The 23,738-nt window shown below is 60.0% G+C and carries 16 protein-coding genes; all 16 read left to right on the forward strand.

Annotated features, from left to right (window positions below; all coding sequences use genetic code 11):
• Positions 1-67 precede the first annotated feature (67 nt).
• The 16 genes from ACO6VM_RS12635 to ACO6VM_RS12710 all read left to right on the forward strand — a co-directional run bounded on the left by ACO6VM_RS12635 (position 68) and on the right by ACO6VM_RS12710 (position 23,691).
• Entirely contained in the window at positions 68-1,114 is a 1,047-nt protein-coding gene (locus tag ACO6VM_RS12635) for an ABC transporter substrate-binding protein (RefSeq protein WP_422403351.1), read from the forward strand.
• Between the two features lie 63 nt (positions 1,115-1,177).
• The gene (locus ACO6VM_RS12640; protein WP_125858911.1) at positions 1,178-1,930 is read left to right on the forward strand and encodes a class II aldolase/adducin family protein; all 753 of its coding nucleotides are present in this window, start codon (positions 1,178-1,180) and stop codon (positions 1,928-1,930) included.
• Between the two features lie 128 nt (positions 1,931-2,058).
• Positions 2,059-3,765: a ShlB/FhaC/HecB family hemolysin secretion/activation protein gene (locus ACO6VM_RS12645; protein WP_422403352.1), complete on the forward strand. Its 1,707-nt coding sequence runs from the start codon at positions 2,059-2,061 to the stop codon at positions 3,763-3,765.
• 41 nt (positions 3,766-3,806) lie between these two features.
• Positions 3,807-11,102 carry a DUF637 domain-containing protein gene (locus tag ACO6VM_RS12650; RefSeq protein WP_422403353.1) on the forward strand — a complete coding sequence of 2,432 codons (7,296 nt, stop codon included), beginning with the start codon at positions 3,807-3,809 and terminating at the stop codon, positions 11,100-11,102.
• 1 nt (position 11,103) lies between these two features.
• Positions 11,104-11,433: an Imm45 family immunity protein gene (imm45, locus tag ACO6VM_RS12655; RefSeq protein WP_422403354.1), complete on the forward strand. Its 330-nt coding sequence runs from the start codon at positions 11,104-11,106 to the stop codon at positions 11,431-11,433.
• A 1,417-nt stretch (positions 11,434-12,850) separates the two neighbouring features.
• Positions 12,851-13,138, forward strand: a complete 288-nt coding sequence (locus ACO6VM_RS12660) for a polymorphic toxin type 50 domain-containing protein (RefSeq protein WP_422403364.1) — start codon at positions 12,851-12,853, stop codon at positions 13,136-13,138.
• A 3-nt stretch (positions 13,139-13,141) separates the two neighbouring features.
• Positions 13,142-13,447 (forward strand): hypothetical protein, encoded by a 306-nt coding sequence (locus ACO6VM_RS12665; protein WP_422403355.1) that lies wholly within the window; start codon positions 13,142-13,144, stop codon positions 13,445-13,447.
• Positions 13,448-13,562: 115 nt separating this feature from the next.
• Positions 13,563-13,754 (forward strand): ribonuclease domain-containing protein, encoded by a 192-nt coding sequence (locus ACO6VM_RS12670; protein ID WP_422403365.1) that lies wholly within the window; start codon positions 13,563-13,565, stop codon positions 13,752-13,754.
• Positions 13,755-13,792: 38 nt separating this feature from the next.
• On the forward strand, positions 13,793-14,170 hold the full coding sequence (locus ACO6VM_RS12675) for a barstar family protein (protein WP_422403356.1): 378 nt from the start codon (positions 13,793-13,795) through the stop codon (positions 14,168-14,170).
• Between the two features lie 585 nt (positions 14,171-14,755).
• Positions 14,756-16,501, forward strand: a complete 1,746-nt coding sequence (locus ACO6VM_RS12680; RefSeq protein WP_422403357.1) for a DUF637 domain-containing protein — start codon at positions 14,756-14,758, stop codon at positions 16,499-16,501.
• Positions 16,502-16,511: 10 nt separating this feature from the next.
• Positions 16,512-17,003: a DUF2247 family protein gene (locus ACO6VM_RS12685; RefSeq protein ID WP_422403358.1), complete on the forward strand. Its 492-nt coding sequence runs from the start codon at positions 16,512-16,514 to the stop codon at positions 17,001-17,003.
• A 705-nt stretch (positions 17,004-17,708) separates the two neighbouring features.
• Entirely contained in the window at positions 17,709-18,356 is a 648-nt protein-coding gene (locus ACO6VM_RS12690) for a TetR family transcriptional regulator C-terminal domain-containing protein (RefSeq protein ID WP_110992864.1), read from the forward strand.
• A 76-nt stretch (positions 18,357-18,432) separates the two neighbouring features.
• Positions 18,433-19,149 (forward strand): response regulator, encoded by a 717-nt coding sequence (locus ACO6VM_RS12695; RefSeq protein WP_232884501.1) that lies wholly within the window; start codon positions 18,433-18,435, stop codon positions 19,147-19,149.
• The gene (locus ACO6VM_RS12700; RefSeq protein WP_422403366.1) at positions 19,149-19,910 is read left to right on the forward strand and encodes a substrate-binding periplasmic protein; all 762 of its coding nucleotides are present in this window, start codon (positions 19,149-19,151) and stop codon (positions 19,908-19,910) included. Before ACO6VM_RS12695 ends, ACO6VM_RS12700 begins: the two co-directional genes overlap by 1 nt.
• Positions 19,907-22,159, forward strand: coding sequence for an ATP-binding protein (locus tag ACO6VM_RS12705; RefSeq protein ID WP_422403359.1), 2,253 nt, complete (start codon positions 19,907-19,909; stop codon positions 22,157-22,159). The genes ACO6VM_RS12700 and ACO6VM_RS12705 overlap by 4 nt, the downstream gene beginning before the upstream one ends.
• 125 nt (positions 22,160-22,284) lie before the next feature.
• Positions 22,285-23,691 carry an amino acid permease gene (locus ACO6VM_RS12710; protein WP_422403360.1) on the forward strand — a complete coding sequence of 469 codons (1,407 nt, stop codon included), beginning with the start codon at positions 22,285-22,287 and terminating at the stop codon, positions 23,689-23,691.
• Positions 23,692-23,738: the final 47 nt, after the last annotated feature.

Consider the following 23,738-nt stretch of genomic DNA (forward strand, 5'->3'; position numbering starts at 1 on the left):
TTGTCTAGTTTCGACAGCACCCCGCCTCAGGGGTGAACCTCACAAAAACAACAAAGAGGGTCCATCGATGAGCGCTTTTGCACGAAAACCCGGGTTGTACGCGGTGCTGTTGTGGCTTGGTCTGGGCAGTGCCCAGGCGGGGTCGGACATGGTCGTGGTGGGCTATGGCGGTGCCGGGCAGAAGGCCCAGGACGTGGCGTTGTTCCAGCCGTTCAGCGCCCAGGACAAGAGCAAGCTGATCCAGACCGAGTACAACGGCGAGATGGCGCGGATCAAAGTCATGGTCGACACCGGCAGTGTCGACTGGGACGTGGTGCAGATCGAAGGACCCGACCTGCTGCGCGGTTGTGATGAAGGCATGTACGAGCGGCTGGACTGGAACAAGCTGGGCCACAAGAACCAGTTGATTGCCGACGCCGCGCAGGAATGCGGTTCGGCGGCGCTGGTGTGGAGCGTGGCGATCGCCTACGACCGCAACAAACTGGCCCAGGCGCCGACCTCCTGGGCCGACTTCTGGGACGTGAACAAGTACCCGGGCAAGCGCGGCCTGCGCAAGCGCGCGGTATATAACCTGGAGTTCGCCTTGCTGGCCGACGGGGTCAAGGTAGAGGACGTGTACAAGGTGCTGGCCACCCCGGCAGGCGTTGACCGCGCGTTCGCCAAGTTGAGCCAGCTCAAGCCCAGCATCCAGTGGTGGGAGGCGGGCGCCCAACCGCCGCAATGGCTGACCGCCGGCGACGTGGTGATGACCTCGACCTATAGCGGCCGCATCGCCGCCGCCGCACAGAACGGCAGCCCGCTGGCGCTGGTGTGGCCCGGCAGCCTTTATGGCATGGACTATTGGGCGATCATCAAGGGCTCGCAACATGTGCAGCAGGCCGAGCGGCTGATCGCCTACACCAACCAGCCCGAGGCGCAGGTGCGTTACGTCGAACAGATTCCCTACGGCCCGACCAACACCCAGGCGGCTGCCGCGCTGGCGCCGGAGCTGGCCAAGTGGGTGCCGACCTCGAAGCAGAACCTTGAAGGCGCCCTGGCCATGAACGTCGAGTTCTGGGTTGATCATGGCGAGGAACTGGAGGAACGCTTCAACGCCTGGGCGGCCAGCAAGTAACCCATCGCGGCTGGACAGTCTTCTACTCTCCAGCCACCCCTCATAAACCTGGAACCCGTGACCATGCCTACCGAACAACACCTGCGCGAGGAGCTGGCGGCCTGCTACCGGCTGATCGCGCACTTTCGCATGACCGACCTGATCTTCACCCATATCTCGGTGCGCCTGCCGGGCCCCGAGCATCATTTCCTGATCAACCCCTACGGCTTGATGTTCGATGAAATCACCGCCTCCAACCTGGTGAAGATCGACCTGCACGGCCATGCCGTCGAGCCTTCGCCTTATCCGGTGAACCCGGCGGGTTTTGTGATCCACAGCGCCATCCATGGTGCCCGGGAAGATGCGCAGTGCGTGCTGCATACCCATACCCGCGCCGGTTGCGCGGTGGCGGCGCTGGAATGCGGGTTGCTGCCGGTGAACCAGATCTCGATGGAGTTCTACGGCAAGGTCGCCTACCACGACTATGAGGGCGTGGCGCTGGACCTGAGCGAACAGCAGCGGCTGGTGGCCGACCTGGGGCAGCAGCCGGTGATGATCCTGCGCAACCACGGCCTGCTGACCGTAGGGCGCAGCGTGAGCGAGGCGTTCATGCGCATGTACTACCTGGAGAAAGCCTGCGAGATCCAGCTCGCCGCCCAGGCCAGCGGCAAGCTGGTGTTGCCGCCCCATGCGGTGTGCGCGCACACCGAGCGGCAGTTCAATGACCCCGGGCGGCCGTTGGAGGAGGGGCAGTTGACCGATCCGGACGCGATGCAGTTGGCCTGGGCGGCGTTGTTGCGCTTGCTGGACAAGGTGGCGCCTGGCTATCGCGATTGAAGGCATGGCGGGTGGACGTCGTTGTCAGGGCCGTCCTGATAAGCGCAAAAAATTGACGTCAACAAGTCGACTGGTAGAATCGCGCGCCCAGTGATGTCGTAGTGATATCATGCGCACGTGACCATTCAATGTTTTCCAGGACGAACCACTTCTTACGAGCCACAGGGATCCTTGGCGCCTTGTTGTTCCCAAGCGCTGTATCGGCGGCGACCCCTGGCGATACGGATCTTATTCGCGAGCGCCAGGACCGCTTGCTCGAGGAGCAGAGCCGTCGCCTGGAGGATCTCAAGAACCTGCCGGGGCAGTCCGGCAACCCGGTAACCCCTTCAGCGCCCAACGATGAGCGTTGCTTCCAGATCAGTTCCATCGACCTGGAAGGGGCTGACAGTCTGTCGAGTGCCGAGCGCCAACGCCTGCTCACCCCCTTCACTGGCCAGTGCCTGGGGGTGGCGCAGCTCGATCTGTTGCTCAAGACAATCACCGATCACTACCTCGGCAAGGGGCTGGTTACCAGCCGTGCGTATCTGCCGCAACAGGACCTGTCCAGCGGCGCTTTGCAGGTGCTTGTCGTCGAGGGGCGCCTTGAGCGTGTTCGTAGCGCCGAGGACAGTGAGTTGTCCGAACGCGAATTGGCCATGAGCTTTCCCGGTAAGCCCGGTGACCTGCTGAACCTGCGCGAAATCGAGCAGATGGTTGACCAGCTCAACCGCCTGGCGTCGAACAACGCGAAGATGGAACTGGCGCCCGGCGAGCGTATTGGCGGCAGTGAGGTTCTGGTCAGGAATACCCGACAGAAACCATGGCGGGTGGGTTTGTCACGGCATAACGATGGGCAGGCGAGTACCGGTGAGCAGCAGTGGGGGGCCTCATTCGATTGGGACAGCCCCCTGGGCTTGTCCGACCAGCTGCTGTTGCGCGGCGGGCATGACGCGGTCAGCGACCGCCAGAAAACCTCGAACAACGCGATGCTTCGCTACAGTGTGCCGTTTGGTTGGTGGAACCTCAGTTACACCTACAGCCAAAGTGAATACCGCTCGCAGATTCAGGCCCTGGGTTTCGACTTCAAGCAGAGCGGTGAAAGCCAGAATCATCAGCTGTACCTGGAGCGGGTGATCTTTCGCGATGCTGTCAGCAAGACCTCGGTGAGCACAGGGCTTGCACACCTGCGCACCAACAATTTCATCGAAGACAGCAAGCTCAGGAACAGCAGCAATCGCATCAGCGAGGCACAGTTCGGCGTCAACCATGGCCGACGGGTCGGCAATGCCTATATCAACCTTGACCTGGGCATGCAGAACGGTATTGGCGCCCTGGACGCCCAGGGCAATCACGCCCCTCGCCCTGGACAACAAGATGCCCGCTATCGCAAGTACACCGCGACGTTGAGCTACCTGCAGCCCTTCCAGTTGTGGGGGGAGTCCTTCAGCCTGAGCAGCCTGGTGACCGGCCAGCGTAGCGAGGATGTGCTGTTCAGCCCGCAGCGTATGAGCCTGGGCGGCCAGTCGTCGATTCGTGGTTACAAGGACCAGAGCCTGTCAGGTGACAGTGGCGGTTACTGGCGCAGCGACCTGCGCTGGAATCGCCCGGTCAGCATCGACTGGCTGCGCCCGGTGCTGGCTGAGTACGGCATCGGCCTTGGCTACGACCAGGGTGTCATTCGCCATGACCGCTACAACGCCGAAATGCACGGGCGTATGTCGAGTCACTCGCTGGAGTTGTTCGCCCGAGGGCAGAACATGGCCGCCAGCGTGACGTTCGCGCACTCACTGGAGCGCCCTGGGCCGATCGAAGCCCGGGAGACACCCACTTATTTCCGCCTCGACTTCTTCCTCTAGCCATTGCGCCTTCTGCTTAGACCGATACGAGATTCTCGACCATGGACGTTCGCCAGCTCGCCTTCCTTGCACGCCAGCCTTCCGCTGCCCTGAGACGCCGTGAGCACTTCCTTGGCCTGCCCAAGCGTTGGCTGGCGTTCATTCTGGCGAATGCCATGTTCTGGCAGCCGTTGCTGGTGCAGGCCGAGGGGCTGGTAGTCAGCGCTCCAGGCACGACGCTTGGGCAGGCGGGTAATGGCGTGCCCATCGTCAACATTGCCGCGCCCAATGGCAGCGGGCTGTCACACAACCAGTTCCAGGACTACAACGTCGGCAGTCAGGGACTGATCCTCAACAATGCCCCTAACCGAACCCAGCCCACCGAGTTGGGCGGGATCATCCTGGGCAACCCCAACCTGAAAGGCGGGGCTGCGTCGGTCATTCTCAACGAAGTCACCGGTAACAGCCCCAGCCAACTGCGTGGCTATACCGAAGTGGCGGGGCAGTCGGCGCATGTGATCGTCGCCAACCCCTATGGCATCACCTGCAACGGCTGCGGTTTCATCAACACCCCACGGGTGACGCTCACTACGGGCAAGCCTGTGATCGAGAAAGGCCGTGTCGAGCGCTTCCAGGTCGACGGTGGCAGCGTCAACTTCGAGGGCAATGGGTACCGGGCGGGCAAGGTCGAGCAGTTCGACGTGATTACCCGCAGCGCCCGGATCAACGCAGAGATCCACGCCAAGAAGCTGAACGTCATCACCGGGCGCAATGATGTCAAGGCCGATGACCTCACTGCTGTCGCCCGAGCCGCTGACGGCAGCCAGGCGCCGGAGCTGGCCATCGACAGCTCGGCGCTGGGCGGGATGTATGCCGGCGCCATTCGCCTGGTGGGTACGGAAAAGGGTGTAGGCGTGCGTCTGGCGGGCAACATGGCCACCAGCGCCGGGGACATCCAGATCGATGCCAACGGCAAGCTCACAATGGCTCAGGCGGTTTCCAGCGGCGCGGTCAAGGTCAACGCCGATAGCGTTCAGCTCGATGGCCCGGTCTATGCGGGCCGCGACCTGACGATCAAGGCTCAGGGGGATCTCGACAGCCAACAGAGCCTGGCGGCCCATGACAGCATTCGCCTTGAAAGCGGTGGCCGGTTGAGCAACGGCGGTAGCATCGATGCTGGCGTCAACCTCGATGGCAGCCGCAATGCCACCGGGGATGTGACGCTAACCGCTGATCAGGTGACCAACCGTGGCAGCGTGATCGCCAGCCGCAAGATAGACGTCGGTGCCACACAAACCCTGGATAACCAGGGTGCCAGCCTTGCGGCCAGCGAAGTCGACGTTTCGGCCGCGCGCATCGACAACCGCAAGGGATCGATCACTGCCAGCGGCGGTACTGCGACCGTGCATGCGCAGGAACAGCTGGATAACCGCGAAGGCAAGGTACTTGCCGGTACCTCACTGCTGCTGACTGGCGGTGAAGTGCTCAACCAGGGCGGTGCGCTCATTGCCGACAACCTGACCGCGCACCTGACCAGCCTGGACAACAGCCTGCAGGGCCGAGTCAGTGCCGAAAATGGCAAGCTCGAAATAATCGCCAGCGATGACCTGAACAACCAAGGAGGGCGCCTGCAGTCCACCACTGGCGCCATCGCGATCGAGGCGGCCAACATCGACAACCGCAGCGGCGTGGTTGTGGGCAAGCAGGTGCATCTGGCCGCCGAACAGGGGCAAATCGACAATCGTGGCGGCCAGGTACTGGGCACCCAGGTGAAACTGCAGGCAGCCGCTATCGATAACCGCGAGCAGGGCAAGGTACTGACCGGTAGCGGGGGGCTCGAACTGGTTGCAGCAGCAGTGCAGAACCAGCAGGGCGCCTTGCTTGCCGAAGACGGTGCGCTGGTACTGCGCATGGGGGATGAGGGCGAGCTGCACAATCAGGGCGGCAGCATCAAGGGTGCCAGTGTAGAGGTAACGGCGGCATCGTTGGACAACAGTGCGCTGGAGGGCACGCTCGGTCTGATCGCCAGCCTCAAGGGCAACCTTCAACTGATCGTGAAGCGGATCGACAACCGCGCAGGCCTGGTGGAGTCCGCCACTGGTCTGGTGGTCGAAGGCGAGCGGTTGGACAACAGTGTTGGGGGACAACTACGAGCGCTAGGCGGTGACGCCAGCCGAATTGTCCTGAACGATGAGCTGGACAACCGCCGTGGCAAGGTGGCGATCGGCAGCCATGGCTTCACGCTCGATGTCCTGAGCCTGCTCAACAGCGATGGCCATATCGAGCATGCCGGCCAAGGCGTGTTCTCTCTTGACCTGGCGGCGTTGCAGAGCAGTCGCGGTCAATTGCTGGGGCTTGGCACGGGCGACTGGCGTGTTGGCCAGGTAGAGGGTGCGGGCAATTGGCAGCTCAACGGTGGCCTGACCTACACCAGCCATCAGGGCCTGACGCTGGCCGTGGGCGAGCGAATCGCCAGTGCGGGTAGCTTGACCTTCGACATGGCCAGCCTCGACAACGCTGGCGAGCTGGTGGCCGACGGTGACTTGACCCTCAAGCTTGCTGGCGACCTGAACAACAGCGGTACCCTTTCGTCGCTGAAGCTGATCGACATTGGCGCCATCAATCTCACCCAGGGCAACGGGCGCCTGGCCAGTGGCGGCGATATCCGACTGACCCTGCAAGGCACGCTGGACAACCTTGGCCGCCTGGTCGCCGACCAGGCTTTGACCATCGAAGCTGCACGCATCAACAACCGAGGCAGCCTCGGCGCCTTGAAGTCGGCCCACCTGACAGCTGCGGATGGTGTCTACAACGACCAGGACAGTGTGCTGTTCAGCGGTACCGGGCTCAGTGTGCGCGGCGACACCTTGAGCAATTACTACGGCGATATCTACAGTGGCGGTGACCTCAGCTTCGCCGGCCTGGATGGCGAAAAGGGCAGCCTGTTCAGCAACCTGTCCGGCAGTGTCGAAAGCGCAGGCAACATCGACATCAAGGCCATCGAGCTGACCAACGCCAAAGCCGAGTTCAAGCTGGGCAAGGGGCTGGTGTCCGGGAGCCTGTCCTGGGTGTGTGGGCAGCACTGCGGTGGTGGGGATTCGTTCAAGCGCGGCACCATCACCATCACCAAGGTACTCGACGAGACACCGACCAAGAACTCGCCGTCGGCGCGGCTGGTGGCAGGTAAAGGCCTGACGGTAGACGCCCAGCACATCGAAAACCGCTACAGCCTGATGGCGGCCAACGGCGACATGACCCTGATCGCCGACAGCCTGCTCAACCAGGGTGCCGTTTCCCGTTCAGGCATCCAGATCATCCAGCGTGGCACACCCGGAAGGATCGCGACCGGGTACTGGGACCAGATGGAGTTCGTCGACGTCCCCGCGTTCAACGCCGCAGTAGCGGGCGGTCGTTTCGACGAGGCGGGTTTCAACGAGCTGATCAGTCGCTCTGCCGATGACCGCTTCAGCAGCATGAGCGACGTCACCACCTGGAGCCCGAACGGCAATACCGTTTACGCCGCGACCATCCAGGCCGGTGGCCAGGTAAACCTGACTGTTGCCAAGAACATTCAGAACGGCAGCCTGGTCGATAACACCCTGGCGCAATTGACGGGGAGCCTGGGCGATGACCAGACCACCGCCTCCAGAGTCGGCGGTATCGAGATTGCGATCAATCCGAGCAGCCCAGCCCCACAGCCCCCGAAGGATGTGACGCGGGTCGAGCAGGTCGGCGCCGATGGCAGTGTGGAGGTCAGCTTCGTGCCGGCTGATTTCAGCGGCTCGCCGTTCGTTGCGGTGGACCCGACGGCACTGCCGACGTTCCGCCTGCCGCAGGGCGACTACGGCATGTTCACCCAGGCGCGTAACCCGCAGGGCCGTTACCTGATCGAGACCAACCCGCAGTTGACCAACCTGAAGAATTTCTTCAGTTCGGACTACCTGCTGGATCAATTGGGCGGCTTTGATACGCAGCAGGCCTGGCGGCGCCTGGGCGATGGTGGTTACGAGACGCGCCTGGTGAGCGATGCCGTTCTGGCGCAGACCGGGCAGCGCTTTCTGGCCAATGGCCTGACCAGCGAGTACGAACAGTTCCGCTACCTGATGGACAACGCCATTGCCTCGAAGGACCAGCTTGGGCTGACCATGGGGGTGAAGCTGAGTGCTGCGCAGGTGGCGGCGCTCACCCATGACATCGTCTGGATGGAGGAACGCGAGGTCGAGGGCGAGAAGGTCCTGGCCCCGGTGCTCTACCTGGCCAAGGTCGACTCGCGTGATATTCGTGGTGGCAGCCTGGTGCAAGGCCGCGATGTGAATGTGCTGAGCGGCAACAACCTGGTCAGCGTCGGCGTACTGCGGGCCAGCAACGACCTGAGCGTGGTGGCGGGTAGCAGCATCTATCAAGGCGGCCTGGTCGAGGCTGGCAGAAACCTGTCGATGCTGGCCCAGGACAGCATTCGCAACGCAATGGCCGGTGATATTCGTGGCCAGAACGTCAGCCTGACCGCGCTGAGCGGCGATATCGTCAACGATCGTACGGCGATTCTGGTCGGGGAAGGCTCCGGCTATCGAACCGTGCTCGACGATGGCGCCGGCATCAGCGCGACCGGCAAGTTGAGCCTGAACGCTGGCCGGGACCTGACCAACAAGAGCCAGATCATCAGTGTGGGCGATGCCACGCTCAAGGCAGGGCGTGACATCAACCTGCTGTCGGTGGCCGACAGCAGCGAGATCCATGTCAGCCGCAACGGTGGTCACAAGTACAGCGTGACCACCCAGGTCAACAACCTTGGCTCCAGCGTGAGCAGTGGAGGTGGCCTGACGATCGAGTCGGGGCGTGACATCAACGTTGTTGCCAGTACGGCAAGGGCTGGCGAGGACCTGACCGTGAGCGCCGGCCGTGACCTGTACCTGGGCTCGGCCACGGATGAAGACAGCGTCGAGGCCCGCACCAAGCAGGGCAAGAAACGCATCAACGAGGAAGACAGCCATACCCGTCAGGCAGCCAGCGAGTTCAGTGCCGGCGGCAAACTTACCGTCGACGCCAAGCGCGATGTGACCGTGGTCTCCAGCAACCTCACCGCTGGCGACGACTTGGCGCTGAAGGCGGGCAAAAACCTGCAGTTGCTGGCGCAGCAGAACACCGACCACACCCTGTACGACATGCAGGAGAAGGGTGGCTTCGGTGCCTTGAAGCTCAAGCGCGACGAAGTCACCCAGGTGACCCATGTCGGCAGCCAGGTCAAGGCGGGTGGCGATGTTTCGCTGACCAGTGGCGGTGACCAGCGTTATCAGGTGGCACAGCTCAAAAGCGGTGGCGACCTGACCTTGGACAGCGGTGGTGAAATCGTCTTTGAAGGCGTGAAAGACCTGCATGACGAAAGCCACACCAAGACCAACAACAACGCGTTCTGGAGTTCGGCCAGCGGTAAAGGCCACACGAACGAAACGTTGCGTCAGACGCAGATGCAGGCGGCCGGCAGCATCACCATCAAGGCGGTCGAAGGGCTGCGCATCGACCTCAGGCAGGTTGACCAGCAGACGGTCAGCCAGACCATCGATGCAATGGTCGCGGCCGATCCGCAGTTGGCCTGGATCAAGGCCGCCGAACAGCGTGGGGATGTGGATTGGCGGCAGGTGAAGGAAGTTCACGACTCCTTCAAGTACAGCAATTCGGGACTGGGTGCTGCGTCGGCGATGATCATCGCCATCGTGGTGGCGTACTTCACCGCAGGCGCGGTGAGTGGTTTGGCCACCAGTGTCGGGTCTTCCGCCACCAGTGTTGCCGGTGCCGCCGGCATCAGCACCACGACAGCCACCACCATTGGTACGGCAGCCAGCGCCGCGACTACCGCTGTGGTCAGTTCGGCGGCCAGCAGCGCGGCGATCAGCACCATCAACAACCAGGGCGACCTGGGGGCGGTATTCAAAGACCTGACTTCGAGCGATGCCCTGCGCGGTTATCTTGTTTCCGGGATTACAGCCGGCCTTACCGCTGGGCTGTTCGACGATTGGATGGGGACTAAAACAGGTCCGGCCGGGGCACTGGAGAACGGCGGAAAAGTAGTCACTACCGAAAGCCTCTCCAAACTGGAAGGCATAGGCCGCTTCGCGGGCAACCAGTTGCTGCAGAACGGCACCTCTACCGTGCTCGATCGTGCCTTGGGCGGCGACAGTTCGTTCAGTGATGCCTTGCGCAGCAGTCTTGCCAATACCTTCGCCGCCGCAGGCTTCAACTGGGTGGGTGACCAGACTAGTCCTGACAGGTGGGACCTGAAGGAGGGCAGCGTCGCCAAGATCGGCCTGCACGCCATCATGGGAGGCTTGGCGGCAGAAGCGGCGGGCGGTGATTTCAAGACGGGGGCGCTGGCCGCTGGGGTGAACGAAGCGCTGGTTGGCAGCCTGTCGCAGTGGTACGGCACGATGGACCCCGAGCAGAAGAAACGCTTGCTGACGATGAACTCGCAGGTGATCGGGGTGCTCACGGCCGCCGCTCAAGGTGGGGACGAGGCGGCGCTGCAGACTGGGGCTTGGGTGGCGGGGACGGCTACGCAGTACAACTATCTGCTCCACGAGGAAGTGGAGGAGATGCTGAAGCGCCAGGACGAGTGCCCGGATCAGCAATGCAAAGAGGGTATCAGGGAGGAGTACGCTCAGCTCGATGAAGAGCGCAATAAGACGTTGCGAGAGACCTGCAGGCAATCGCCTGAGCTGTGTGACGTGTTGCTCACGAAATTGCTTGCAGACCAACCCTTGTTGCAGGAAAAAGTCAAAGCATTAAAGAAGGAGGGCAAGGTCGAGGTTGCCGTTGTCATTGGCTTTGTCGTTGGACAGAGCAATGAAACTGCGATGCAGGAGATTGCGTCTGCATTGAGCCAAGAGTCCGAGTTTAAGCAAGGGCTCGGCCAGGTGTTGCTGGGTGTGGCGACGGGTGGTGGTGGGCGAACGCCGAAGCCTTCAGTCAGTCAGGGTGGTGGAAAGACAGGGCCCACGGGGGGAGCAGGTGACGGGGGGGCGCTTGTTGGTCCAAAAGGTACTTTGCCAGGAAATCAGACAGTCGCTCAGTTTGAAAAGAGCATATCTACCTTGCCACCCGGGGAAAGGGTTGCCCATATCAAAGCTGCGGCAGCTAGCGTAATGGAGAAAAATGGAATGACAAAGGACAATAAATTGTCAAAAATAAATGGGCGCGATATATACAAGGCAAGGGATGGGAGGTTATATGCTCTAGATACTCAGCACGGGCGCTTTGAGGTTGTTAATTCTAAGAATGGTAGGCATTTGGGGGAGGTTAACTTTGATTTTGTGCAAACAAAATCCCCGGATGCATCTGGCGGCCATGATTTAAGGGTGAAATAATATGGCTACAAAAATTAAGTTGGTTGATTTTCATGGTGAATCTATTTGGCATGGAAATATTTTTAGGGTTCCAGGTAAATGCCCGTATGAGAGATTTGTTGATTTTATGGTGTTTGACAATCAATCTGAAGACAGGCCTTATGGGTTAATTGTGACGTCCGGATATAAGGCTGGGTTGATTCTGGTCTATCTGCCTAGGGAGTGCTCCTCTGTAGAGGGGGGGGTGAGTAAAAAGTGGGTGATGTCTAACTGGAGTAAATGGATTTATCCTGACTGTGGTGTCTTGGATGTCTATTTTGTTGATAGGTACGAAGTTCCGTCAGAGCTTTAAAGTGTGTAGTTGCAAGGATGCATGAAAGGTATTGCGTTGGTATTCATGCTCCTGAAGCAAAATGGCATATTCTTTAAGGTGATTTGCGTGATTAGGTCCCAGTTTTGGTAATTAATGCTCGTGAGCGTGGAAGAAATTGTTGGCACCGATGGCTCCGCCAATGTTTATCGCATCACGCATAATGGCGTCGAGCAGAACATTGCAATCAGGATGGGCTCAAATGGCTTTGTGGTTCGAGCTAATCCTGTCAGCTTTTGGAAATAATTACCATGATCAGGTTGCGACTAGCATGTGAGTATTTGGCTGGACCAATAATTTGTCCGGAGCCGGACAAAATGAGGCACACTGATATCGACGAACTGCCAATCTCCGAAGAGTTGAAGGCGAAAATCAGTGTGTGAGACGGTGAGTGTCAGGCTACGTACAATAGCGATTACCCACCGGGCTCGGGTTTCACCTCGTACGAGGCGAAGCTTCTGCATATAGCTGAGGGGCAAGCAGTCGCCAAGATTTTACAAAAATAATTAGGGCGCAGCTATGAGGCTGAGTACTACCCATGGCTGATAGTTGGTTGGTGCAAAGGTGACTCCAAGCGCCGGCTCAATTATCAATTTGGTAGGCAATCAAAGGACGCAGCATGTTTGCTGAGGGATGCTCCTGGCGGAGGGTATCTATGTCCGGGAGTTCCGGGGGAAACAGCTTTCCCAATCTCTTGAGCCGGCGATAAAGTCATGCGCAGTGTTTCTGACTTGGCTACAGATCCTAAAGGTTCGTGGGCACAATTGGGAGCGAAATAAGACGTTGCGAAAAATCTTAAAGCAATCGCCTCAGGTGTGTGAAACGTTGCTTCCGAAATTGATTGCAGGCCAGGATTATTTTAATGCCCAGCAATGATCATATACATATTTGTCCAGTATGCTTTTGCCAGGGTCTCGATGAGCCCGCGTATGATGGTTTTGGATGTGCTTCGTATAATATTTGCCCGTGTTGCGGGGCGGAGTTTGGGTACGATGATTCGACAGTCGCTCATTCTGAGTTAAGAAAAAAGTGGATATCTGAGGGGATGCAATGTTGGAGTAAGCATCAGCTCAAACCTAATGATTGGGATCCGGTAAGGCAGATAGAAAATAATTAAGATTGCAGGAAAAGGTTAAAGCATTAAAGAAGGGTGGTAAGGCTGCGATCGGCGCCGTCATTGGCTTTGTCGTTGGACAGAGCAATGAAACAGCAATGCTGGAGATTGCGTTTGCATTGAGCCAAGAGTCCCAGTTTAAGCAAGGGCTCGGCCGGGTGTTGCTGGGTGTGGCGACGGGTGGTGGCGGGCGAACGCCGAAGCCTTCAGTCGGCCAGGGTGGTGGAAGGACAGGGCCTGCGGGGGGGAGTAGGTGACGGGGGCGTGGTTGTTGGTGCAAAAGAAGTGCCTGCAGTTAAATGGAGTGCTCAGGAGAAACATTTTCCTGGTCATAACTCTTACACTCCAGGCCGCAGCATCTTGACAGCTGACCCTCGCAAGCTTGCTGAAAGCGCCGGAACTGGGCAGCAAGTCGGAAATATTCCAGTCGGTATGCCAGGCTCGAAAGAAAGGGTTGATTTTGGTGGGGCGATAGGGACATATATAGACGGTGCCGGCGTGTCGATGCCGACTACCAATGGGATAATCCATTACTCTAAAGATGGCATTCACATTGTGCCAGCGAGGCCTTAAAAAATGGGAACAGTTATTGATAACCCCGTTGTGATGGCTCGCCTCAGTTTGCAAAGAGCTCTTCTGGGTGAAGTCTCAAAAAAACTACGAGCTGTTGTTTTTTCCGTGTCGGGCGAAGCATTGGATATTAGGTTTTACTTTGATGGGGAAGTTGAGGAGCGTGATATCGAGTCGGCGTCTTGTGTTGAGACTGAGGTGCTTGCTGATTATGAAGAAAGCTTTAAGGTGTGCGCTCGAACTTTCAGGCTGGATGCTCCTGAGCCAATTGATGATGATGGTATATGGGTATTCAGGCGAAACGAAAAGTAAATAGTTAAATGGTGCGAAAGCCGCCACTCGTTTCATCGATGGTATTAAGGTCGTTGATCAAAAAGCTGGACAAATTTTTCAAGGTGCAGTAGATCTTGGTCCAAACTTAGATCGAATAAAATCAGGTGGATCTTTCCCGCATCGAAACGATGGTTCTATATTCCAGAGTCGTGCATCGGATTTGCCGCAGAAGCCAGCCGGTTACTACACTGAATATGTTCATCCTACGCCGGGTGTTGCAGGGCCCGGGCCTCAGCGAGTCGTCGTAGGAAAAGGTGGCGAAATGTATTACACAGCCGATCATTAAAACACCTTCATCCAGATAAAAATTGAGGCCGCTCGAAGATGTTGCCATTCACGTTTGTGGATATCCCGCCTTCATATGACGCGGCTGAGGTCTTTTATGTGCGGATTGACCCTGCCATTGGGAATGCAGAGGAGTTGATAGAGGCGCTGTATTATTTACTTTGGTTGCCAGGGTATTTTGGATTTAACTGGAATGCCTTATATGACTGCTTGAGAGATCTCAGTTGGATTCCCTGCCAAAAAATCGTCCTTGTGCATGCGGCTCTTCCAGGATTACCAAAAAAGGATCTCCAGGTATATCTTGAGGTTTTGCGTGACTCCGTACTTGATTGGGTTGATGACGAAGGGCGCGAAATAGAAGTAGTCTTCAGGGAAGTCGACAGGTTTATGGTCGAAGAACTGCTAAAAATAGCTTAAGCCGTCCGTCGTGCACGACTATACTGGGCGCCAGAGATGCGGAAAAAGTTCCGCAATCTCACTCGCTCGCTGCATCAATAGTATTTATAGGGCGGACTGTAGCTGCGGAAACCCTGAATATTTCGTTGAGGCAATTATGGTGTAGAGCCTTGCCTCTATTGCGAGAAAAAAGTGGGCAGTAATTGACCTCGTGGGACAGGTAGATGCGGACAAAAGCGGCTGGAGATTACCTCCAGCCGTCTTGTGAAAGAAAGTGAAGTGAACCACCTGTGTTGGAGTCGTCGAACCCTGGGCATTGATCGTCTCGATTCTCATCACCTGGCCATTCTCGTGGCTTTGGCCAGCAAACATGAGGCACGCATCCGCGCACAAAAGGAGCCCGGCTTGTCGCCGGCGGGCCATCGGCAGGGGGGTAGTACCCATTGGGTAGCCTGATCGACCTCTGACAAGTGCATCGACCTCAGGCAGGTAGACCAGCAGACGGTCAGCCAGACCATCGATGCAATGGTCGCGGCCGATCCGCAGCTGGCCTGGATCAAGGCCGCCGAACAGCGTGGGGATGTGGATTGGCGGCAGGTGAAGGAAGTGCACGACTCCTTCAAGTACAGCAATTCGGGGCTGGGTGCTGCGTCGGCGATGATCATCGCCATTGTGGTGGCGTACTTCACCGCAGGCGCGGTGAGTGGTTTGGCCACCAGTGTCGGGTCTTCCGCTAGCAGTGTTGCCGGTGCCGCCGGCATCAGCACCACGACAGCCACCACCATCGGTACGGCAGCCAGCGCCGCGACTACCGCTGTGGTCAGTTCGGCGGCCAGCAGCGCGGCGATCAGCACCATCAACAACCAGGGCGACCTGGGAGCGGTATTCAAGGACCTGACATCGAGCGATGCCCTGCGCGGTTATCTTGTTTCCGGGATTACAGCCGGCCTTACCGCTGGGCTGTTCGACGATTGGATGGGGACTAAAACAGGTCCGGCCGGGGCACTGGAGAACGGCGGAAAAGTAGTCACTACCGAAAGCCTCTCCAAACTGGAAGGCATAGGCCGCTTCGCGGGCAATCAGTTGCTGCAGAACGGCACCTCTACCGTGCTCGATCGTGCCTTAGGCGGCGACAGCTCGTTCAGTGATGCCTTGCGCAGCAGTCTTGCCAACACCTTCGCCGCCGCAGGCTTCAACTGGGTGGGTGACCAGACCAGTCCTGACAAGTGGAACCTGAAGGAGGGCAGCGTCGCCAAGATCGGCCTGCACGCCATCATGGGAGGCTTGGCGGCGGAAGCGGCGGGCGGTGATTTCAAGACGGGTGCTCTGGCCGCTGGGGTGAACGAAGCGCTGGTTGGCAGCCTGTCGCAGTGGTACGGCAAGATGGACCCCGAGCAGAAGAAACGCTTGCTGACGATGAACTCGCAGGTGATCGGGGTGCTGGCGGCCGCCGCTCAAGGTGGGGACGAGGCGGCGCTGCAGACTGGGGCTTGGGTGGCGGGGACTGCTACGCAGTACAACCACCTTGATCACGGTGATGCGAAATCGTTCGAAAGAAGCATGGAATCTTGTGGCAGCGATGAGGCTTGCCAGCGGGATAGCTGGATTAAAGAAAAATATGCAGAAGAAAGCATCTACAACGACAAGTCTGTAGAGGGCGTCTCCGGGCCTATGCTGGCAAGGGACAAGATGGGGCAGATTGCTGCGGGACTGGATACCCTGCTGGCGATGACGTGCGCTACGACAACCTGCCAAGAGTACAAGCTGGACCTGATTGGAAGTGCGCTGGCCAATTACAAGAAGCTGAGCGATGTCGCGGGGGAGTGGTCCCCGACGCTGGATCGGATTGGGATGGTTGTGATAGGCGTTGGTTCGGTTGGGACGGAAGGCCCACGCCCAAGGCCCGCTGGCACTCCAATATCGGTTGGTGCTGTTCAGGTTGAAAAAGCACTGGAGTACTTCTCGAAGACCAAAGATGGCGTTAGAGTGGTTGGTGCAAAAGCACCAGACTCTGCATCGAACGTGGCTCTTTTTGAGAGGCTGCGAGCAGATTACGCAGCTCAGGAGATAAGAAATGCACAACCTGTCGGAAGTGCACTTAAAGACGACCCTCTTCATCGTGCCCCCAGCTTTGTAATTGACCAGATTCCAGAGAGCGGTAGGCTTTTCACTATTCGTGGTGGGGATGGAAAGTCGTACAATCTTACCCAGATGGAAGGGGCTGCGGATGGAAAACAGGGAATATTTGAGTGGCTCGTCAACTCGAAGGGTGAGTTGACTCATCAGAGGTTTATCCCTGCCGGAAGAATTACGGGTACGCCCAACCAAGTTCCATCTAGGTTGCCAAGGTAAGAGGTCAGGTATGCATATAATCTTAGAAGGTGGGTTTTGCTTCTCAGAAGCGCCTTGGTTGAGTTGGGGGGAGATTAAGTACGGATTGGATCGTGGTTATTTAACCCCGAAAGGGGTTGTTGAATATGCTCTCAAAAGGCTTTCTGCTGAGTCCACTGCGGATCAGTATGAGTTGGCCTGCCTGGCTGGTGATGAGGTTGATAATATTCGGGAGTGCGTTATTCGTCTTGCGGCTAAGGATGTGCGAGATGACAAGGCTTCAGCGAAGGCCTGGATGTTTCTGATTTTCTTGTGGGTCTTTATTAATAGGGGTGAATATCAGGATCCGTTGGGAGTTGTTGAAGAGCTATATGCGGATTTTGATTATCCGGAGTCTGTTGCTTCTATTGTCCGGTATATGCCGGCGGCAGATCCTTCTTTAGAGGGTGAAGATCAGCTTTTGAAGAACTGGTCAAATTTGTTGGACTCGTTTAGGCGAGAACTTGAGGGTAGTCATTCCTAATCGTTGTTGATGGGGTTCCTCGGACGGTTTACTGGAATGGAAATGTAGGGGCGGTAACTGAAAATTTTGGAAAGCTTGTGGTTACTATTCTTCGTAGGGCTAGCGAATGAATGAGTGGTTATACCCTAAGGCGGTTGAGGCTGTTGAGCGTGCGTGCGCTTTATTTCTGAGCGGAGAATTGTCTGCATGCGACCTACAAGCTGCTTTGTACAAGGCAGAGCAGGAAATTGTCGCATATGAGGAACGATGGCTTAGGTCTTTGCTGTGCGATGCTGAAAATAGGATTGAAGAAATCACTTACACGGAGTCATCTGAGCGACATTCCACGTTAATTATTTTAGTTGTTCACCAACTACTTGAAAGCATGCAGCGTGGTCATTCACTCCATGCGCAGTGACTCCACATTTCTCCGACGCCGGCCCCGCGCCGGTGTTGTTTTTTCTGCGACCAACGCCAGGCAGGAGCTGCCTATCCACGATCCTGCCCCTGAACTCTTCCAGGATAGCCTCGATGCGATTGACGGAGTTTTTGAGGCCCGGCGAGTACGAATGAAATAGAGGTTTTCCCCGATTTCCCCTGATGATGTATGTCGGCATCCAGGTTAAGGCGGGTGGCGCTAACATCAGTCTCTGAGCATGAGCTATCACCAGTGACGCGACTTGCTATACAGTCGTTCAACTGCATATCCCGCCACGAGACCCACCCATGTCCCAGGAAGCCCGCTTCAGCCGCATGCTGCCCGAACTGCGCAAGGCCAATCTGGTCGAGGCCACCCTGGCCTGCCTGAAACGCCATGGCTTCCAGGGCGCCTCGATCCGCAAGATCTCCGCCGAGGCCGGCGTGTCGGTCGGCCTGATCAGCCATCACTATTCCGGCAAGGACGAACTGGTCGCCGAAGCCTACATGGCCGTCACCGGCCGGGTGATGCAGCTGCTGCGCGAGGCCATGGACCAGGTCGCGCCCAACGCCCGTGAGCGCCTGTCGGCGTTCTTTCGTGGCTCGTTCAGCGCCGAACTGCTCGACCCGCAACTGCTCGACGCCTGGCTGGCCTTCTGGGGCGCGGTGAAAACCGCCGAGGCGATCAACCAGGTGCACGACCACTCCTACGGCGAATACCGCCGCGAACTGCGCAGCCTGCTCAGCGAGCTGGCACGGGAGGAGGGGTGGCAGCGCTTCGATGCCGACCTGGCCGCCATCAGCCTGAGCGCGTTGCTGGACGGCCTGTGGCTGGAGTCGGGCCTGAACCCTGGCACCTTCACCCCGGCCCAGGGCGTGCAGATCTGCGAAGCCTGGGTCGACGGCCTGCAAGCCGGCGGTCGGCAACGCTTCACCCTGCCCGCCGAGGGCTGTTGATCGACCGTTCAGCAATCGCTAGTCTTGGCCCACTCTAATAAGAAACACGCCCACGGGCGACTCAGGACCAAACGCAATGACCTCTCGGGTACTGATCGTCGACGACGATCCGCTGATTCGTGATTTGCTCCAGGCCTACCTGTCCCAGGAAGGCTATACCGTCCACTGCGCCGCCACCGCGGAACAGGCCGAGGCGCTGCTGGCCGAGCAGCCGGTGGAGCTGGTGATGCTGGATATCCGCCTGCCCGGCAAGGACGGCCTGACCCTGACCCGCGAACTGCGGGTGCGTTCGGAGGTGGGGATCATCCTGATCACCGGCCGCAACGACGACATCGACCGCATTGTCGGCCTGGAATGCGGCGCTGACGACTACGTGAGCAAGCCGCTCAACCCCCGCGAGCTGGTGTCGCGGGCCAAGAACCTGATCCGCCGCGTGCGCCACGCCCAGGGCACGCGGCCCGCCACCCAGGCATCTGCGGCCCTCAAGCAGTTCGGAGAGTGGGCACTGGACTGCGACCGCCGCCGCCTGATCGATGCGCAAGGTGGCGAAACCCTGCTGACCCACGGTGAGTTCCAGCTGCTCAGCGTGTTCCTGCGCAACAGCGGCCACACGCTGAGCCGCGACCAGTTGATGGACCAGATCCGCAACCGCGAGTGGGTGCCCAACGACCGTTCCATCGACGTGCTGGTCGGGCGCCTGCGGCGCAAGCTGCACGACGACCCCGCCGAACCCGAGCTGATCATCACCATCCACGGCGCCGGCTACCTGTTCACCGCTAGCGTGGCCGCGTGATCCGGCGCCTGTTCGGCCTGCTGTTGGTGCTGCTGAGCGGCGCATTGCAGGCCGCCGAGGTCGTCCGTTACTGCGATTACCCGGTCTACCCGCCGGTGTCCTGGAGCGATGGCAAGCAACCGCGCGGCCTGGCGCCGACGGTGGTGCGCGAGCTGTTCGGGCGGCTGGGCTACCGGGTCGAGATGGTGGTGCTGGGCAACTGGCAGCGGTGCCTGCTGGACGCCGCAGAAGGGCGGGTGGACGTGGTACTGGCCTACGCCTCGCAGCAACGCGCCCAGGCCATGCGCTTTTCCACGGTGCCGGTGCTGCGCGAAGAGGTGGCGGTGTTTGCCAATCGCCAGCGGCCGCTGAAGTTTTCAAGCCTCGAAGACCTGGCCCGGTACCGTGGCGGGCTGCTGTTCGGCGAAAGCTACGGCGCCGACTTCGACCGTTTCGTGGCGCGGCACCAGAACATCGAGTGGGTATCGGACAGCGGGCAGAACTTCGGCAAGCTGATGCGCGGGCGCATCGACTTCGTGATCCAGGAGCGGCGCACCGGTCAGTTGTTCGTCGAGCACCTGCCCGGTGCCCGGGACATCGTCGCGCTGGGGCCTGCGCTGAGTGTCGACTACCTGCGCGTGGCGGTGTCGCGCCACTCGCCCTTGAGTGAGCACATGAACGAGATCGACGAGCAGTTGCAGAAAATGACCGAAGCCGGCGAACTGGAACGCTGGCTGCATGAAAGCGAGGTCACTTACCGCGACATGGTCAGGCAGCCATGACCCGCCTGCAACCGGGTGGCCTGCTGCGTCGGCTGCTGCTGTTCATCCTGCTGTTCAGCCTGTGCTTCACGGTGCTGGCCAGCAGTGTGCAGCTGTACTTCGAGTACCGCCGCGAAATGCGCGACATCGATGGGCGCATGGAGCTGATTCGTGCCGGTTACCTGGCCAGCCTCGAGCGCAGCCTGTGGGACCTGAACCAGGAGCAGCTGAACGTGCAGCTGCGTGGGCTGGTGGACTTCTCCGATGTGGCGCGGGTGCGCCTGAACAGCGACGATTTCACCTTGCAGCAAGGGGATCCGGCGCCAACGGGGCCGCTGCGGGTCGAGCGCTTTGCCCTGGATTTCCAGCCGCCTTCCGGGCCTGTGCGCCATCTGGGCGAGCTTGAGGTGAGCATCGACCTTGGCGCGGTGCACCGCCGCCTGTTCACCACCGGCCTGACCAGCCTGCTGTGGATGAGCGTGTTCCTCTGCGGGCTGGCGCTTGCGCTGTCGGGGCTGTTCTATCGGCTGGTGACCCGCCACTTGCAGGTGATGGCCGACTTCGCCCGACGCATCGGTGCCGGGCAGTGGCATGAACCGCTGCGCCTGAACAAGCGCCGCTCAGCGTACCCGGACGAGATCGACAGCGTGGCACTGGCGCTGGACGATATGCGCCGGGCGATCCTCAGCGATATCGAGCGCCGCGAGACCGATCGCCTGGCCCTGCAGGACAACCGCGACGAACTGCAGAAGCAGGTCGAGCGGCGCACCGCCAGCCTGCTGCGCGCCAAGGACGACGCCGAGGCGGCCAACCTGGCCAAGTCGCGCTTCCTCGCCACCATGAGCCACGAACTGCGTACGCCGCTCAACGGCATCCTCGGCATGGCCGAACTGCTGCGCGACGCCGGGTTGGCGGCGCAGGATCGCAAGCGCCTGGAGGCGCTGTACAAGGCCGGCGAAGGGCTGCTGGGCATCCTCAACGAAGTGCTGTATTTCGCCAGGCTCGAAGAAGGCGAAAGCCACCCGGAAACCGTGGGCTTCGCCCTGCGCCAGTTGTGCGACGAAGTGCTGACGCTGCTCGAACCCCGGGCCCTGGCCAACGACAGCCTGGTGCTGTGCCGCATCGACCCACGATTGGCCACGCACCAGCGCGGTGCCGAGCAGTACCTGCGCCAGGTGCTGAGCAACCTGCTGGCCAATGCGATCAAGTTCACCGAGGGCGGCGAGATCCTGGTCGAGGTAGAGGTGCTGCGAGAGCAGGCCGGGTGCCAGCACCTGCGGCTGAGTGTCAGCGACGATGGCATCGGTATCTGCGAGGCGATGCAGCCGAAGATCTTCGACCGCTTCGTCCAGGCCAGCGAGGCGGTGGCGCGGCGTTATGGCGGCACGGGCCTGGGGCTGGCAATCAGCAAGCACCTGGTCGAGCAGATGGGCGGGCAGATCGGCGTGCGTAGCCGCGAGGGGGAGGGCAGTTGCTTCTGGTTCGAGCTCGACCTTGAGGCCGTGCAGCAGGCCGAGGCGCTGCCGGCCGCCGTTGCAAGCACGGCGCCCCTGGACATTCTGGTGGTGGAGGACGTGGCGCTTAACCGTGAGGTGGTGCGCGGGTTGCTGGAGCGTGACGGCCACCGGGTGTGGCTGGCCGAGGATGCCGAGCAGGGGCTTGAACTGTGCGCACAGCGGCGCTTCGACCTGCTGCTGCTGGATGTGCACCTGCCGGGTATCAGCGGCGTGGCGCTGTGCCGACAGGTGCGTGCGGGCGATACCGCCAATCGGGACACGCGCATTTTGGCACTGACCGCCAGTGTCCAGCCGGGGCTGGTGCGCGCTTACCTGGATGCCGGCATGCAGGGCGTGCTGGGCAAGCCGCTCAAGCTTGCCAACCTGCGCCAGGCGCTGGCAGGCCAGGACCAGCAACAGCAACCGCCAACGGCTACCTGGCTGGACCACGACTTGCTGGATACCCACCGCAACCTGCTCGGCGCGCAGAAGCTGCAAGGCCTGCTGGCCGGTCTGCGTGACGCGCTGCACCAGCAGCGCCAGGCACTGCTTGAAGCGGTCGCGGCGGGTGACTGTACCGAGGTGACTCACCTGGCCCATCGGCTGGCTGGCAGCAGCGATTCCATGGGCTTTTGCGGGTTGGCGGCGACGTTGCGCAGCCTCGAAGCGCACGCCCTGGCGCGGGATAAAACCGCGGTGCAGGCCATGGCCGCGTCGCTGATTGAGCAACTGCTGCGCGCCGAACACAGCCTGGCTGAACTCTTGGCCGCCTGAGCGACAAAAAACTTACGACTTTTTACATCTTCGATCTTTACGGTCAATCGGGCCTTACATCGCTTTCCAATAATCGGGGCAGCCGCTGCACACGCGGCCCTAAAGGCTTATTGGAGATAACAATAATGAAAGGCCGTAAAGCTGAAGGTATCCAACTCACACGGGCATTGAAGAGCCGGCACATCTTCATGCTCTCGCTCGGTGGCGTGATCGGCACCGGGCTGTTCATGGGCTCGGGCGTGACCATCAACCAGGGCGGGCCGGTGGGCGCGATCCTGGCTTACCTGGTGGCCGGTTTCCTGATGTACCTGGTGATGGTCTGCCTGGGCGAGCTGTCGGTACAGATGCCGGTGTCCGGCTCGTTCCAGGCCCATGCGACGAAATTCATCGGCCCCGCCACCGGCTTCATGATCGGCTGGGTGTACTGGATGAGCTGGGCCACCACCGTGGGCCTGGAGTTCACCGCCGCCGGCATGCTGATGGAACGCTGGTTCCCAGGGGTGCCGATCTGGTACTGGTCGGCGCTGTTCGTTGCGGTGCTGTTCGGCATCAACGCGCTGGCGACCCGTGCCTTCGGCGAGGCGGAATACTGGTTTGCCGGCATCAAGGTGGCGGCGATTCTCGGCTTCATCATCGTCGGGGTGCTGGTGATCTTCGGCGCCATCCCGCTGACCAGCGGGGCACCGGCGCCGATGATGAGCAACCTGATCGGCGAGTCACTGTTCCCCAACGGCCTGTCGGCGGTGTTCGCGGTGATGATGACCGTGGTCTACGCCTTCCAGGGCTGCGAGATCATGGGCGTGGCGGCGGGTGAAACCGACCAGCCGGAAAAGAGCATCCCGCAGGCGGTGCGCAACGTGGTGTTCCGCGTGCTGATCTTCTATGTGCTGGCCATCGTGGTGCTGTCGGCGATCGTGCCCTGGCAGCAGGCCGGGCTGATGGAAAGCCCGTTCGTGCAGGTGTTCGACATGGTCGGCATCCCTTATGCGGCGGACCTGATGAACTTCGTGATCCTCACCGCGATCCTGTCGGTGGGCAACTCGGGGCTGTATGCCTCCACCCGTATCCTCTGGGCGATGTCCAAGACCGGCATGGCGCCCAAGAGCCTGTCGCCGCTGAGCAGCCGTGGCGTACCGCTGCGCGCGCTGTTCATCACCCTGTGCTTCGCGCTGATCTCGCTGATGACCAGCTTCGTCGCGGCGGACACTTTGTTCATGGTGCTGATGGCGGTGAGCGGCATGTCGGGGACGGTGACCTGGATCGTGATTGCCCTGGCGCAGTACCGCTTCCGCCAGCAGTTCCTGCGCGAGGGCGGGCAGGTGAGCGAGCTCAAGTACCGTGCGCCGTTGTACCCGCTGGTGCCGTTGCTGTGCATCACCTTGTGCAGTTCGCTGTTTGTGTTCATGGCGATGGATGAGACCCAGCGGCCTTCGTTGTATTGGGGCTTTGGGTTTATTGCGCTGTGTTATGCGGCGTATTTCGTGGTGCAGCGCAGGCGCCAGGGGGTGGCGGTGGAAGTGCCGGTGGTTTGAGGAGGGGGGTAGGTGTTCGCCGGCGAATTAGGTGAGGGCCACCAGGT

The sequence above is a fragment of the Pseudomonas sp. GZD-209 genome (genome assembly GCF_049310485.1).
Taxonomy (GTDB): domain Bacteria; phylum Pseudomonadota; class Gammaproteobacteria; order Pseudomonadales; family Pseudomonadaceae; genus Aquipseudomonas; species Aquipseudomonas sichuanensis.